General features: G+C 45.7%; 12 protein-coding genes, 1 tRNA gene and 1 pseudogene. 4 read left to right on the forward strand and 10 right to left on the reverse strand.

Annotation, left to right across the window (positions count from 1 at the left end; all coding sequences use genetic code 11):
• Window positions 1-16: 16 nt before the first annotated feature.
• Window positions 17-550 (reverse strand): thermonuclease family protein, encoded by a 534-nt coding sequence (locus tag RLO19_RS27025; protein WP_446360498.1) that lies wholly within the window; start codon window positions 548-550, stop codon window positions 17-19.
• 184 nt (window positions 551-734) lie between these two features.
• Complete coding sequence (locus tag RLO19_RS27030; protein ID WP_446360467.1) at window positions 735-1,103, reverse strand: 2Fe-2S iron-sulfur cluster-binding protein; 369 nt, start codon at window positions 1,101-1,103, stop codon at window positions 735-737.
• A 76-nt stretch (window positions 1,104-1,179) separates the two neighbouring features.
• Between RLO19_RS27030 and RLO19_RS27035 the strand changes: the two genes are divergently transcribed.
• Window positions 1,180-1,266 (forward strand) — tRNA-Ser (locus RLO19_RS27035).
• Between the two features lie 17 nt (window positions 1,267-1,283).
• On the opposite strand, the gene RLO19_RS27040 is transcribed toward RLO19_RS27035, so the two are convergent.
• Entirely contained in the window at window positions 1,284-1,451 is a 168-nt protein-coding gene (locus tag RLO19_RS27040; RefSeq protein WP_446360468.1) for a hypothetical protein, read from the reverse strand.
• Window positions 1,452-1,619: 168 nt separating this feature from the next.
• Here RLO19_RS27040 and RLO19_RS27045 point away from each other — a divergent pair, with 168 nt between their 5' ends.
• Entirely contained in the window at window positions 1,620-2,747 is a 1,128-nt protein-coding gene (locus RLO19_RS27045; RefSeq protein WP_446360469.1) for a ferrochelatase, read from the forward strand.
• A 230-nt stretch (window positions 2,748-2,977) separates the two neighbouring features.
• On the opposite strand, the gene RLO19_RS27050 is transcribed toward RLO19_RS27045, so the two are convergent.
• On the reverse strand, window positions 2,978-4,399 hold the full coding sequence (locus RLO19_RS27050; protein WP_446360470.1) for a M48 family metalloprotease: 1,422 nt from the start codon (window positions 4,397-4,399) through the stop codon (window positions 2,978-2,980).
• Window positions 4,400-4,471: 72 nt separating this feature from the next.
• Window positions 4,472-7,411 carry a hypothetical protein gene (locus RLO19_RS27055; RefSeq protein WP_446360471.1) on the reverse strand — a complete coding sequence of 980 codons (2,940 nt, stop codon included), beginning with the start codon at window positions 7,409-7,411 and terminating at the stop codon, window positions 4,472-4,474.
• A gap of 157 nt (window positions 7,412-7,568) precedes the next feature.
• Here RLO19_RS27055 and RLO19_RS27060 point away from each other — a divergent pair, with 157 nt between their 5' ends.
• Both RLO19_RS27060 and RLO19_RS27065 read left to right on the forward strand, forming a co-directional pair.
• Complete coding sequence (locus RLO19_RS27060; RefSeq protein ID WP_446360472.1) at window positions 7,569-8,072, forward strand: AAA family ATPase; 504 nt, start codon at window positions 7,569-7,571, stop codon at window positions 8,070-8,072.
• Window positions 8,073-8,136: 64 nt separating this feature from the next.
• Window positions 8,137-9,468, forward strand: a complete 1,332-nt coding sequence (locus RLO19_RS27065) for a YcjF family protein (RefSeq protein ID WP_446360473.1) — start codon at window positions 8,137-8,139, stop codon at window positions 9,466-9,468.
• Between the two features lie 155 nt (window positions 9,469-9,623).
• On the opposite strand, the gene RLO19_RS27070 is transcribed toward RLO19_RS27065, so the two are convergent.
• The 5 genes and pseudogenes from RLO19_RS27070 to RLO19_RS27090 all read right to left on the reverse strand — a co-directional run bounded on the left by RLO19_RS27070 (window position 9,624) and on the right by RLO19_RS27090 (window position 15,410).
• Window positions 9,624-10,031, reverse strand: a complete 408-nt coding sequence (locus RLO19_RS27070) for a hypothetical protein (RefSeq protein WP_446360474.1) — start codon at window positions 10,029-10,031, stop codon at window positions 9,624-9,626.
• 167 nt (window positions 10,032-10,198) lie between these two features.
• A complete protein-coding gene (locus tag RLO19_RS27075) occupies window positions 10,199-10,390 on the reverse strand; it encodes a hypothetical protein (protein ID WP_446360475.1) in 192 nt (63 codons plus the stop codon).
• Between the two features lie 5 nt (window positions 10,391-10,395).
• A pseudogene (locus RLO19_RS27080) lies at window positions 10,396-13,581 on the reverse strand (nSTAND1 domain-containing NTPase); the annotation flags it as partial.
• Between the two features lie 940 nt (window positions 13,582-14,521).
• The gene (locus RLO19_RS27085; RefSeq protein ID WP_446360476.1) at window positions 14,522-14,875 is read right to left on the reverse strand and encodes a tetratricopeptide repeat protein; all 354 of its coding nucleotides are present in this window, start codon (window positions 14,873-14,875) and stop codon (window positions 14,522-14,524) included.
• A gap of 127 nt (window positions 14,876-15,002) precedes the next feature.
• A complete protein-coding gene (locus RLO19_RS27090; RefSeq protein WP_446360477.1) occupies window positions 15,003-15,410 on the reverse strand; it encodes a hypothetical protein in 408 nt (135 codons plus the stop codon).
• Window positions 15,411-15,643 lie beyond the last annotated feature (233 nt).

Consider the following 15,643-nt stretch of genomic DNA (forward strand, 5'->3'; position numbering starts at 1 on the left):
TTGGTAACAAAAACCCCTAAGGATTGCGTCGCCGAAATTCAGCCGGGGTCAAGCGTAGGGGTTGTTCCGGGTTCCAGATACCATATCCCATAATCCTGGCGTATTCCTGAGCGCGGAGCAGACGTTCATCATATTTATTATTCGGCGATCGCGGCGTCGCGAGGACATATCCTTCTTTAACCAGTTGTTCATTGATCATGACTCCATCATGCCAAACGTAGGCTAACCAGCGACCAAAACTATCTTTGGTTTGCACATCGGGTTCTAAGAAAACAGGTTGCAGTATCAATTGCTGACCCCTCGTTTCACCGATAAGTTGCTCAATACGAGTTTTAGCCGCCGTTCCCCAAGGCTGTTGTCTCAAATCTGGTGCTTCTATACCAATTAACCGCACTCGTACAATTAAGGCGGGTTGTTGGGTGGTATCTAGTACCTCAATGGTTTGTCCACTGACAACCTGTTGGACTTGTACAGGGATACTAGGAGGAACTTTTTTAGATTGACATCCCCCCAGTAAAAAGAGAAAGCTAAAGCCTATCAGGAGGGCGATGAGACGCCTCTTATAAGCAGTTAAGACTGTATTGCTGTTAACGTTAGCTGTTGGACGTTTCGATCCCCCCCAACCCCCCGGAGAAATCGAAGCGAAGCATCCGCTGGTTTCCCCCTTTTGAAGGGGGACGGAAGGGGGATCTATCAGGGGGGAGTGACTGAAATAGAGGGGGCGAGTGTGCTGTTTAATCCTCATCTAAGGGCAATCCAAACCGAATCTTGCCTTTACCAAAATAGCGCCCAAACTGGAGTTCGTAGACTTCATCTTCGTCTTGGGTTTCGACTTCTAAGTCGGAACGGGGATAACCCACACATAAAAGCGCATAACCTTGTTGGCGCAGCGATGGAGACAGTCCCATGGCTTCGGGTTGATAGATTTCACCGGAGAGAACACGCACCGCACAGGTGGTGCAAGCGCCATTGCGACAAGAAAACGGAAGTTCTACCCCTTGGTCTTCTGCGGCTTGTAGAATGTAGCGATCGCTGGGAACTTCTAGGGTCTGTTGGGTGTTGGTTTGGCGATGGTGAATGGTAATTTTATAGAATCGAGTCATTCCTTTCGTGTATAATTACAGATTGTGTGCTAAGTTTGATACTGTTAAGTCTCGCACAAATCATAATAAACTTCCTGGAGAGGTGGCCGAGCGGTTTAAGGCGCAGCACTGGAAATGCTGTTTAGGGGAAACTCTAACGAGGGTTCGAATCCCTCCCTCTCCGTTGAAAAGATAGTTCAATCATTCTAAGCCTGAGGTGTCTGGTGTAGCCGGAACAGTTCGAGGTCTCTGAGTGGCAATGCGGATAGAAATCAGGTAAAGCCCCCCCGCAATCAGCACGGCAAAGGCGAGGATCAGGCTTCTCACCCAGGTCTTTTGATGCCAATTTTTCGGCTCTGGCTCATGCATTAGTTTTTTGCCACCCCTGATTAGCGTATTGCTTCAGATGAATTAATTGTAGCGAGACAGGTGAATCATCCCCCTACAGGGGATGCTACCCTAAGGTTAACTGGGGAGTATTGATTCCACCCTCGGAACAGACCCCAGTGAATGTTCCATCATTGATAGGATAGTCTTGTGGTTGCCACTCCTGAAAAAGTCCAATCAATACCCACTTCTAACCCAGAAGGCGACGATCGCGTTGCTGTCTTACTCATGGGTTACGGGGAAGTCGAAAGTTACGAAGACTTTGCCAACTATAATGAGCAAGCCTTAAACTTACTAACCGCTAAGTTTGCGCCTGTACCCACCTGGGTGTATCCCCCCTTAGCCAAACTGCTAGCCATTTTTGATTTCCATGAGTGGGGACATCAGCACAACAACTTCATCTCCCCCCACAACCAGATTTTTGAGGATCAACGGGCGGGGATTGAAAAACGCCTGCAAGAAAAATGGGGCGATCGCGTACAAGTCTTTAAGGCGTTTAACTTCTGCGCTCCGTTTTTACCGGAACAGGTGCTAGAGCAGATTAAAGCCCAAGGCTTTGATAAACTGCTGATCTATCCTCTCCTCGTCGTTGATTCTATCTTCACCAGTGGGATTGCTGTCGAACAGGTGAATAATGCCTTAGTTCATTTGACCGAGGGCGACGAACATTGGATCAAAGGACAACGTTATATCCCCTCGTTTTACAACGAACCCGCCTACATTAACTTGATGGCGCAAATGGTAGAAGAAAAAATCGCGGCTGATTTAGCCAGCGCCTACTTACCCTCTCAAATTGGCATTGTCCTGATGAACCACGGCTGTCCCCACGAGGCAAAGGGGTTTACCTCGGGCATCATGGAAAGTGAGGCGCTTTATGAACGGGTACGGGAGAAGCTGATTTATAAGTATCCCCTCATTTCCGTAGGTTGGCTGAATCACCAAACCCCTTTGATTAAGTGGACACAGCCCAATGCTGAGTTAGCGGCGAAGAATCTGATTGATTTAGGGGCAAAAGCGATCGTATTTATGCCGATTGGCTTTGCCACAGAAAATCATGAAACCTTGCTGGATGTTCATCATATCATCCACGCTTTAGAGCATCGTAGCCCTAATGTGACTTATGTACAGATGCCCTGTGTCAATGATCATCCTGACTTTTTAGCCATGGTGGCAGATTGGGCAAATCCTCAGATTGAAGCGCTTTTAAGCGAAAGTGCGATCGCGGTTAATCCGGAATTGGCATCGAGTCATCATCATCATCATCATCATCACCACTAAACCCAGATCCCCGACTTCTTCAAAAAGTCGGGGATATAATTAGGGCTTGCTGCATGAGTGTGGAAAGTAGACAAGATAAGGATTGTAAGCCACTCACGATATTTATGATGACTTCAACAACAAATGAAAGTTTCATAACCAGCGTTGAGAGGCGAGCTATTTACCCTAGCGCAAAGATTTGTAGCAAAGTCGAATTCTCGTCCACGAGTAACTCAGTTCTGACGGCTTCCTCAGCGCAACTCTCTTAACCGTCGCTGAATTCGAGCATGTTCCTCAACGCCCTCATAAGAGTATCGGTTATAGCCATTGCGCTGGATCAGGGCTTGGATGTATTGCAGACGATTCTGCGGGGCAGGATGAGTGGAAAGATATTCGGGTGGATTAGAGCCAGACGACTGTTTATTGAGTGTCGCAAACAGATTGTAAAGTCCGTCAGCCGCATAGCCATATCCGGCGAGGGCGCGAGTTGCCAGGATGTCAGCTTGCCGTTCTTGGTTCCGACTGAAATTTAAAGTGACCAAATTAGCGATGCTTCCTAGAGAGGTGACTTCACCAATAGTGGCAAGTAGGTTACTCCGAGCGATTTGTTGATAGCCATGGGATAAAACAGCATGAGCCACTTCATGAGCCATTAGTCCCGCTAACTCTGCTTCAGAATTGGCTGCCAAAATTGCTCCTGTATTCACGAACACCTTGCCACCTGGCAGGGCGAAGGCGTTGAGGGAATTGTCTTGGATGACGTAGAATTCATAGTCAAATTCATCCCGACCCATGAGATTGGCAACATCTTCGCCGATTTTCTTGACGTAGTCCACAATAACTGGGTCTTCAACCAGGGTATGATTTTCAATTTGTGCTTCAGCTAACTGAGACCCCATTTTTTCTTCGCCCGCTGTGAGAAGTCTCACAAATTGTGCAGTTTCTAACCCTCTGGATAGGAGATTTCCACCGCCAAAGACTAGGTTTAAAGCGGCTCCAATCCCTCCTGTAATGCCAAACTCTCGGCGAGTACTCCGACGAAATGATTTAAAGTCCTCCTCTGCCATTTCTTTAAACTCATTGGCTTCTGGATGATCAGGGTTGATGATGGCAAAGAGCCGTGCGGCAATGGATGCCTCTAGCCGTTCACCTGCCTCCCGCAGAGCCATGACCCTAGCTTTAGCAATATCTGCATTAAATGGGAATAATGTTGCTGCTTGCTCGAGTGGTTCTAATGCTTCCTCACTCCGATCATATTTCTCTAGCGCTTGGGACAATAAATTATAAGCTGGAACAAATCCTGGATACTTCTCAATAAGTTGGTTGAGAGGTACGAACAATTTAGATTCAAGGTTCTGCTCATACCCGGCTTGTGCTTCAGTCCACCAGACTTGTCCATCGGGTGGTAGTTGGGTTGGGTTGGTGATGGGTTCGGGGAAGAAGGTAATGAGGCTTTGTTCAGAGATGGAGGGTTTGCACTGGCGATAGAGTTGCTCGGCTGCGGTTCTTTCTCCATCTAGGTAGAGCCGATCAGCATTAGCTAAAGTTTGGAAACACCCACCAGAACTATTAGAGGTTTGTGCAAGAGTAGTCTGAGAAGTTAAAAGTGTAAGCGTAGCAAGGCAAATAGAGCTTGATACTACCGGGATTAATTTGCTGAGTACTTTCATCATTTTTACGCTAGTATTTGTTTGTCAAATTTAGTTTTAGTTAATGTTAACTCAATGAACGATTCAAGAACTGTCTTAATTGTTGCGGAAAAACGATAAGATGTCACTTCCTCTCAAGTTTCCAACTGTCTCGATAAATCCTTTACCAGGATTCGCATCAGAAGAATCATCAAAGAAATCTAAAAGCGTTAAGTCTTCTGCGTATCGCACTTGTCCATCTTGGCTAATATCTATGATTAAGGCTGTCCCATCTCTATAGAGACCGATCTGATTTTTTACTAGCCCAGATAGAGATATGATGTGATTGACTGGCGCACGAATCGGCGAATCATAGTCCTCTAGAATTAAGCTATCGTTGTCACCTCCTGTATCTTCAATGAAGCTGCCATTAATATCCTCACCCAAACCATCTTCCAATTTATAGATGTCGTTACCATCTCCACCTCTGAGAATACTTCTCTTCTCGTCTGCTATGAGAGTGTTATTTCCTTCATTTCCTAGAACAATAAATTGATCGATTGTACTCCAATCATTTATACCTGGAGTTAGCTCCTTTAAATATCTTTGTGCCCATCCCCACGGATTAAACCATCTTACTCCTAATCCTTCATCCTTTCTAATATCAAAGTCATATGTATTGGAATCTAAAAAGAGCGGTCCTCTAGGAGCGCTACCATCATTGCCCCACAGACCAGGAAATAATAACCAAGCGTATTTCTGATAATCTTGACTATCTGGAGTTGAACTGAACCTTCCTACATGAGACAAGACTTCAACATTTGCAGAAATACCGCTCCCGCAAACTTTTAGATCGCCTTTATGAAACTCTCTATTAGCAGATCCTGCGATGTAGGGATATCTCCAACCTGTGATTCCTTGAAAAGGATAGCTAGCATGACCACCTAACCCCACATACACATTAAATTTCTTTTCATCAGATTTTGGACGATCAAGCAAATCCAGAGGCACTATCATTCCACCATAACTACCTGATGTGCTTACATGTTGGGAAAACGCGACTTTCTCTTCATTTCCGTTTATAAAAACAGTGACTCCTTCCCAATCACCTTGATGAGTATTAAATCCATCATAATATTTCCAGTTACTCCGTGGATAGTGGAAGTAATAATTAATAGCTATGTTTCCACTATCATCACTAGATACTAAAGCATATATTTCATTAATCTGGGTTGCACAATAAGTTGGACTATCTCCGTAGCTTGAGAGATCGATAGATTGTGTTGAATCTCCTTTTGGAGAAGGTTTATTTTCAGTTCTTCCCCATGTTTCATTAATGCTAGAAGAAGTTGGATAGCCTTCTGGTTTATTTTCACCAATCTCACCCTTATCGAAGTAAAGAATAGGAGCATACTTTTCTGCAAGTGTTTTAGCATCAGAGCCTTTGTATGGCTCTCGATCAGCGATAAAAAGTGCTGTTAATTCTGGATGTGGCTCTGCATTTCCATCTAGTTTAAATCTAACTTCCTCAATAGTTGGCTCATCCGGTACTTTAAACCCATCTATCTTAATAATGTGATAACCTGGTTTGAGATTACCTATATCGACTGAGCCTAACCACTCTTTCCATCCTCCGAGAAGAATTGGTGCGCCCTGATCAACGGTAACTGTGGAGCCATCAGTTAGATTCCATGAATTTCTTCCCGTAACATGAACTTCTAACTGATACTCACCTTCTGCATTCTGTGGAATTTCTACAGTCCAGTTCACTATCATTGGTTCACTATCTCCGGCTGTTGCCCACCATCGATCAATTCCAAGTTCCTGGGGTTTCTCACCAGCACACGAGATTGTGTACCACCATTTTGTGTTTGAATTGTCGTTTCCAATCAGCCTGATTCCTACATATCCTGCTCCATCTGGCAAACTAGAAATAGTCTGTGTGCTACGACCTGAAGCTGGACCAACATCAAAAATAATTTCTCCCTCATAAGAAAGCTCTAGCCGATCTGGAATCTGATAAAACTGATACTCTAGGCTAACTTGACGGTTTGTTCCCACAGGCAATTGGAAAAGGTCAGTTCTGATCTCACTACCCCCTTCATACATTTGGGGTTGATTGCATTGTACAGGAGGTTGACAGGCTACTTCTTCCAACTTGACATTGCGATCGCTAATCGACTCCTTCATCGCTCGCGCACCAAATGTCAAAACCCAAGTCATCAGCATCGCTTCATCAGAATTAGCAGCGGCTTTGATCGTTTCCCCCTTACCCGTCATGTCGTCAGCTAACCGTGCCAACTTATTGCGAATATTACCCTGACATCCCGACTGATTCGATTGAGCCAGCAACAATGAATCCGCTTCGCCAACTTTGGCATAAGACTTTGCGGCGATATTCCTATCCGTTGGGAACCCCGCACTTGAAATCGGAACCGTTTCTACCACCTGCCCATTCGGTGAGCGAATTACTGCCTCTGTGTTGGTAAACTCTGCTTTCGTTCCATCTGCCAGAACCACCTCAGCAGGTAAGTTATCGTTGTTGAACGTAATTTTGAAACTCTTCAACTTTGCCTGAATTTGAGCCGCACTCAATTGAGAAGTACCCCCCTCAACCACCTGGCTAGGGTTGTTGATAGACACATTACTAAATGCTGCCTCATACAGCTGAAAATCTCCCGTCCCCGGCAAATTAATCTGATAACGCTGCTCTGTTCCCGTTGAAGGTGACGTAACCAGAATCTCATTCCGCCCCGATCTGTAAGGTGTCTGCCGAGAAATCACAAAATCCTCTGCCAGCGAATCCTGTAAATCTATGGGAGCTTGCCGAATAATTGGCGGGATGGCAATCTCTTGAGGCGTTTCAGGTGGGGCTGCTTCCTCAATAGTCGGGATCGCTGCACTGACTCTGCCTGGATCACTCCATCGGTAACAAGCCGTCGAGTTAAAGAACAGCAAACTACAAAGAGTCACCGAGAAGGCTTTCTTCAAAAACGATGCCCCTGTCACCAGCCCAAAAGTTAGCAGAGCAACCAAGACCAGCCGAAAACGCCGCATACCTTATGCATTCCATTCGCTACACTAAAATACCACAACAATGTAAAAAGTTCAAACGCCTCAGAAAGTGTAAAAAGGGAGCCAAGCTCTCTATTCAAGGAAATATTACTGCCTGTGCAGGGGTGTTTGACCAGACATGATATGAAACAATTTATTGATGATTTGTCATTTTCTCATAGGTCCTCCTAGTTCGGGTAAGTCTACCCTAGCTACCAAACTGACTCAACTTGAACCCAAAGCCGTGATTGTGTCCACAGACGCGATCCGGGCGCAGCTATTTGGTGATGAGAATATCCAAGGGGATTGGTTGTTGATTGAGACGCAAGTGTTGCGCCAAATTCATCGATCAATTGCCAATGGTAACCCGGTGATTTACGATGCAACCAATGCCAAACCCGAATGGCGGCGATCGCTGTTGCCCAATATATCTGGTGAAACCGTGCGCTGGCTAGCCTGGTATCTCAGCACTCCCCTGGAAACCTGCAAAGCTTGGAACCGACAGCGCCAGCGCCAAGTCCCTGATCAGGTGATTGAGGATTTTTATCGCACATTGCGAGATCACCCGCCTCATACCAGCGAGGGATTTTTAGGGGTGAATTCGGTTAATCTAGCGGATACAGAATCGGATATCGGGACCCATGTTCAACCAATCAATCGGTAGAGACGCGCCATGGCACGTCTCTACTTGTAATCTTAGATTGAAGGGATTCCTCGTTTTATTTAGGATGAGTGACAAACGTAAGACTGACGTGCCATCGACTGATTCTCAGCAGGTGCAGGAACCGAGGGAAGGGACAACCCCAAAATCGGTTGATAATTCCTGGACGAATCGCATGGCTGGGATTTGGAGTACAGCAACTGATCGCTTACAGAAACTCCTTCCCACAGAACAAGTGACACAAACCGTTATTGACTGGTTTAGTGTTAATGAAACTCAAGTCGCTAAGATTTTGGCGTCGGTGCGGGAAGAACTACCGACAACCCAAGCGTTGCTGATTGGCAAACCCCAATCGGGGAAAAGTTCCATCGTGCGGGGATTGACAGGGGTTTCGGCGGAGATTGTGGGTCAGGGATTTCGTCCCCATACACAATATACTGAGCGTTATGCCTATCCGTCGAATGACCTACCGTTGCTGATTTTTACCGATACTGTGGGTTTGGGTGATGTTAACCGAGAAACACCGATCATTATTCAGGAATTGGCGGGTGAATTGGAACAGGATACTCATCGTGCCAGAATCCTGATTTTGACGGTGAAAATTAATGACTTTGCTACGGATACGCTGCGACAGGTGGCTGAACAGTTACAAGAGGAATATCCCCAGATTCCCTGTTTGCTGGCTGTAACTTGTTTACATGAACTTTATCCGGCTGATGTCGTTGATCATCCTGCTTATCCGCCGGAGTATGAAGAGGTCAATCGTGCATTTGCGGCGATTCAGGACACCTTTAAGGGACTTTATAATCGGGCGGTGATGATTGATTTTACCTTAGAAGAAGATGAGTATAATCCTGTATTTTATGGCTTAGAGGCAGTCAGCGACGCCTTAGCTGAGTTATTACCGGAAGCCGAATCTCGTGCCATTTCTCAATTATTGGCACAGGGAGACGCCAGTCAGCAACTTGGTAATCTCTACCGGGATGTCGGGCGACGTTATATTTTGTCATTTTCGATTATGGCAGCAACATTGGCGGCTGTACCTTTACCTTTTGCTACAATGCCCGTTTTAACTGCGCTACAAGTCTCGCTGGTTGGGTTGTTGGGGAAATTATATGGGCAGACGCTGACGCCTTCTCAAGCTGGGGGAGTCGTGAGTGCGATCGCGGGGGGTTTTGTGGCGCAAGCCGTGGGACGAGAGTTAATCAAATTTTTACCCGGTTTAGGGAGTGCGATCGCGGCGTCTTGGGCGGCGGCTTATACTTGGGCGTTGGGTGAGGGGGCTTGTGTTTATTTTGGGGATTTAATGGGTGGGAAAAAACCAGATCCCCAGAAGATTCAATCGGTGATGCAAGAAGCGTTTCAGTCGGCGAAAGAACGATTTAAAGGTATAAAGTAAATCTGAAAACCAGCCCGGAGTTCAAACTCCGGGCTAATAGCCTAAGTCCATTAAAATGGACTAACATTCTTATCTAGTCGTCTAAAGACGAATGCAAGCTTTCAGCCTTGGGTTTCAACCCTAGGCGGTTGGTGAGACTATTGTCAAATAAAAATTTAGTTACTGTTTTTGAGCGCGTTTTTGAGCAAGGATGCGCCATACTGTTGTAAGAATTCATTGGCTTTATAGATGCCACCTGTAACTTTTAAAGGAGTCGGATTCTCGGTTTTCCGTAACTTTTCTGAGGGATAAGCAATAGGGTAGGAAAGTTGAGTGATATTATTATTGCCTTGGTAAGGACGAGTGATCATATACCACCATTGCCCTTGTTTGATTTCCCGATGTAGAACGTAGCAACCCGGATGCCATTGATATCCTTGCTCTTGCCCTAGCCAGACACCACGCACATCAACAGGATCGTAAACTTCAAATACAGGTTCATTCTTCTTCTGTTGGGGTGTTTGGAGTCTCTGTTCCTTCTGTTGCTTTGCTGTAATTTGGGTAGGCTTGTTTGTAGAAGTCATCAGCTTCTTGTTCCCCCTCTCTGTGTGCTGCTTCTCGAATTTTGGGATCAGGATCGGATACTCGTTCTCACCAAGAACGTTTGTCTGAATTCATTGTCTTTTACTGTTAATTATCAATGCTATCACACAAGACGCGATCGGACATCATTTTGAACTCCCCCATGCTATCATTTTCCGCTTCTCTCAATATTGTCGCCGACTGTGCGATCGCTCTCACTCACATTTGGGTTAGTCTTGAGATAGTCTCGCAGCCAATTACAACCGCGTAGCAGTAAACTTTCTAGAGTTAAATCCCACAGTTCCACTGTACCATCCTTACTAGCCGAAGCAAACATTTGACCGTCAGGACTGAATCTCACACTCTTAATAATCCGAGTTGTTGCTGCTGACGAATAAATGCGGCTAGATAATCATGAACTAATTGATAGCGATCAGAGGGCATCTCTGGCAATAGAAACACTAAACCTGATTCAACAAAAATCCTGAGTACCAAATCTAATTTACTCGCATCTATCGTTAAATCATCAACTAATTCCTTTAAATTCCGTTCTAATTCAGTGCGAGTCTTTAGCGGACGAGTTCCCTTTTCATCCGTCAGCAAATACAACATTAATTCCGCTGCTTGCCGATTCTCAACACCACAATCCTCAATCACGGCTTCGACATAGTGCTTAACTAACTCCTCTTTCGTACCTACCTCTCGATATTCAGCCAAGGTTTTAATATTTTCTGCTTGCAGTTGCGCTCCGACAATCTGTAACTCAATGGGTAATATTTCCCCCGTTTGATCGGCTAAATCTTTGACCAGTTGCTCAATTAAGGCAGGTTCTAGATAAAAGCGCGATCGCGTGGTTAAATCTTCTATAATTGAGCGAGCATCTGCTGGTGAAAAATTCCCTAACCCATACAGCACATTTTTGCCTAAAATATCATGACTAATGACACTCAGGCTATCTAGGCGATTGCACTCTAAAAGATAATGCAGGTAATCCTCCCGTAGCGATAAAATTACCTTGACTGATAAAATATTCAGACATTCTCCTAAAAAGTCCCAAAAGGGTCGCCGTTGCGCTAAATTGGGATAAACAAAGAAGAATTCTTCAAACTGGTCAAAAATTAGCACTGTCCTAATATTGTGCTGTTCATTTTGCTTTAACTGTTCCAGGATTTTGGTGTAGGGCGGGGTTTGTTGAAAGGTTGGTGGTTTTCTGGAAAGGTTATCTCCTAAACCCGCCCCTACAGAAGAATCGGGCGGGTTTTGTTGAGAGGTTAGTGGTTTTCTGGAAAGGTTATCGTCTAAACCCGCCCCTACAGAAGAATCGGGCGGGTTTTGTTGAAAGGTTGGTGGTTTTCTGGAAACGCTATCGTCTAAACCCGCCCCTACAGAAGAATCGGGCGGGTTTTGTTGAAAGGTTGGTGGTTTTCTGGAAACGCTATCGTCTAAACCCGCCCCTACAGAAGAATCGGGCGGGTTTTGTTGAGAGGTTAGTGGTTTTCTGGAAAGGTTATCGTCTAAACCCGCCCCTACAGAAGAATCGGGCGGGTTTTGTTGAAAGGTTGGTGGTTTTCTAGAAACGCTATCGTCTAAACCCGCCCCTACAGGATTTTTTGCCGTTTTTTCCTCCTCTAACTCATCCGTGACTAACTGCTTGCTCAAGTCATCTACCCAATTGGTATAAACTCGGATTAAAAGAGGTAAATTATTTTGAATACCAATAACTCTGTGCTTCAACGCTGGCATTAATCCCGCATTCACTAGGGAACTTTTGCCGACTCCAGATAGCCCATGAATCACGATTAACTTACTATCATTTCTGCCAATCCGCTCCAATAATCGCTCTAAATCTCGCTGTCGCCCTGATGCGATAATTTCCGGCGCAACTGTTTCTTGATTATCGGTTTTGGCTGATGCTTCTTGTCGATGGGGTTGGAGTCTTCCCGCACCAATAAAAGCTCGAATACTATATTGTTGTTCAATAGAGAGCCGCAGTTGCTTTGTGGCAAATGCTGCTAAATAATGCTTTTCTTCAAAATAAAGGTCGCGTAATTCGGTTAAAATTCGGATATATACTAAAGGATGTCCTCGATCGCCTAAATCTTTGGCTTGCACCAAATGCGCGATCGCGTCGTGTTTATTCCCTAAATGGCGTTCGGCTTGGGCTAAAAATAGCAAGTTTAATCCCTGAACCCATCGCTTCTGTTCCGGGAGTTGCGCTAAAATATCCTCAGCTTGTTGTGCTGCTTGGCGACTATCTTCCCAGCGTTGTTGCTGTAAGGCAACTTCGGCTAAAAAGCTATAATCTTGGGCTAATTTATTGGTAATTCCATACCGTTGATGCAAGGATACCGCCTTTCGCGCTATTTCTTCTAATTCATCCCAGGATTGCATCCGTTGCAAGACTCGTTCGAGTTGGGTAATGGATTTTGCCGCTAAATCGGGGCGGTTTTCTTGTTCAAAGATGTCCAAACTTTGCTGTAAAGCAATCTTGGCGGGTTGCCAATTTACTTCGCGGTGTTTTGTTCGATCAACGGCGTAATAGTGGTAGAGTCCAATGTGAAATAATACTAACCCGATTTTTAATTTGGGGGTAATCGTTTCTCTGGGTTCTTCAATAAGGGTTGGTTGATTTAGATTATCGGTTTGATTGGAACGAGTATCGGTAAAATCGACATCGACGGCTGGAAACGGGGCGGGTTGATTTAGATTATCGGTTTGATTAGAACGAGTATCGGTAAAATTGACATCGATGGTTGAAAAGGGGGCGGGTTTAGTTACGTTATTAGTTTCAACCGAAGGGTTAGCTGTAAAACCCGCCCCTACGTGGGTTTGTTGTTGCCAAAATTCTAGGCTTTTCTGGAAATAATCTAAGGCTTCTAGACTATCCCCGGCATTTAATCCGCGTAGAAATGCTAAATCTGCCTCAAACTGGGGGGTTAAGTCTAGTTCCCGCTGGGATAATTCTTTTAAGGCTACCTCGAATTCTGAACGAGTTAAGTAATTTAGGTCTAAAATGTTGGCTAATTTATATAAAGATTGAGGGGAATTTACGGCTAAGGCTTTGGTGAATAGGGACTTGACAGCTTGCTGGAGACTATTAATTAAGTCATCTGTTGGTATCGCAAAGGCGGTTGTTGTTGCCCAACTCTCGAAATCGGGGGCAATTCTCAACAGTCGAATGTAAACCCGATCATTCATCCATAAGATGAAAGGAAAAGGAAAATTCTTGGGAAACTCTTCCCGCACCTGATTCATAGCCGCGAACATTTCGTCCACATTTTCTAAAGCGGCAAAGCCAGATATCATAAGGGCAGAAGGCATGTCTTGTGCCAGTTGCGATCGCACGGTGCTAAATAGGGTTCTGTCTTCTGGCTGCAGGTGAATGACTCGGATGTCAAAGGTACATTCCTCTTGCAGTTGCTGGATTAGGCGTTGTCGCAAATACCCATAGTTACAACGCGCCAACATCAGGCAAAACTGTCCCTGAGAGGCTTCCATTGCCCAGGCTAATTCATCTAAAGATTCCTGATTGGCTAGAGTAAAATCGTTCAAGTCTTCACTCCTACATCATTCATTTATTGTAGTGAGTTGAGGGAAAAAGGAACAAAAGATATGACAACTTATTCTGATTGAGGCTAACTATCCCTGAATTAGCCGATGTGGACATTATGAATACTCAACTCACAACTTCCGAACTTAATTCATTTGAAAATATATTACCCCCTGATGACCCCGCCAGGACGCGATCGCACTTCTCAAAGACCATAATGGGGATATTGAGGCGTCGTTTGAGGAACTGTATCGCCAGAAATATGGTGGAATACCTGATTTTCCGGCATTTAAACCTTAATGTTAATAATAGCGAAATCCCTGTAGTGCGAGCATCTTGCTCGCTACTAATACCCAATTTAAATGCATGACAACTTAAGGTAAAGCTCTCTTAGAGCGGGGGGTGTAGGGGCGGGTTTAGTGACTTAGAGTTGCAACCGCAAAGATACTGGTGAAACCCGCCCCTACATCAAACTCTGTTGGGTTTCTCAGAGGCTGTACCCAACCTACCATAACTCCTCCACCACGCTCGGAGCGTCCCCTCACCACGTTCAGAGTGTCTCCCGCGAGGCTCTGAGCGTCCTCTCACCACGCTCAGAGCGTCCTGCCATCACGCTCAGAGCGTCCTCTCACCACGCTCAGAGTGTATCTTGCAAGGCTCAGAGTGTACTATCACTACGCTCAGAGCGTCTCCCGCCACGCTTGGAGCGTTCCTTCACCACGTTCAGAGTGTCTCCCGCCACGCTCAGAGCGTCCCATCACCACGCTCAGAGTGTTACCCCACCACGCTCAGAGCGTCTCCCGCGAGGGGTAGAGACGCGCCATGGCGCGTCTCTACATTGGGATATCGGGGAATTCATCGGATTAGGGTACGGCAATGCCGTACCCCTACGACACCCAGGCCTAATTGATGGCGTAGGGGCACGATATCATCGTGCCCTTCTCAATCTGGGAGTTGTGCTAAGGCTTCCCGTGCAACATTAGCCCAATAATCATCCTGATATTCTAGATATATCTCTAAGGCTGTCTGTAAATTCACCCTGGCTTCGGCGTAGTTTTCCAGGGCTTGTGCCAGTAATCCTAAATTGTGATAGATGGTAGCTTGAGAATAGCGATCGCTAAATTCAATCTTATATTGCCGTTCTTGCGCCTGCTTCGATTTCATCAATTGCTGATAATCACCCGCCAACCCCAAATAATTACGTTTAAACCCCTCACGCAACGCTTCCCGCATCGCCCCATCCTGTTGATTCAGCTTCATCCGCAAGAAATAAGGAAAAACCGGCTGAATCCGCAACAGACTCTCATTAGCCCCCCTTTCAAAGGGGGGTTGGGGGGATTGAGAGGGGCTGGGGCATTTTCTCCCCCCTTTTGAAGGGGGGTTGGGGGGGATACTTCCCCACCACCTAATCCCGCCTTACTATCTAAAGACTCTGGCGACGCATTAGTTTTATCCCCCCCCGTCCCCCCCTTTGAAAGGGGGGGAGTAAGAGTAAGAGAAGAAGAAATCTGTTTCCCCGCTCGATTTGAATCTGACTTAAATTCCCCCGGATTTGCCGATACTCGCTATAGGCGTCAATATTGGTTCTAAATACCTGCTCAAATAATTGTTCCCCGTAAGACTTGACAGATTCCTTTGCCTGTGCTGCCTTCACCGTTCCCAATTGGGGAAACACCAACCATTGTTCAAAATACCATTCCAGACTCTGTTCTTGTTTCGGGGTGAAAGGATCAGTAATCGCGATGGGATAATTCACCCGCCCATCAAAACTGAGAGTCGCCGTAAATCCGCTATCGGTTGATTCCTGTTCGCGAATGGTGATGGTTGTCATTTGTCATTCGTCATTTATGTTCATCGTTGCGCTGTCTTCGCCGTAAACAGTGCGATCGCTCCCCCCGCTCTCTCTGCTTCCTCAGAAGGGCGGGTTTATTGAAGTTATCAGTTGTTGCTATAAGTTATCTGTAAAACCCGCCCCTACATCCCCGGCTTCAAGAGCTTCAAGAGCGGCGCCCTTCGCCCTACATTGGCTGCCATTTCATTTAGGATAGCTATAACGGAGGCTTT

This window comes from Coleofasciculus sp. G2-EDA-02 (assembly GCF_040226375.1).
Lineage (GTDB): Bacteria > Cyanobacteriota > Cyanobacteriia > Cyanobacteriales > Coleofasciculaceae > Coleofasciculus.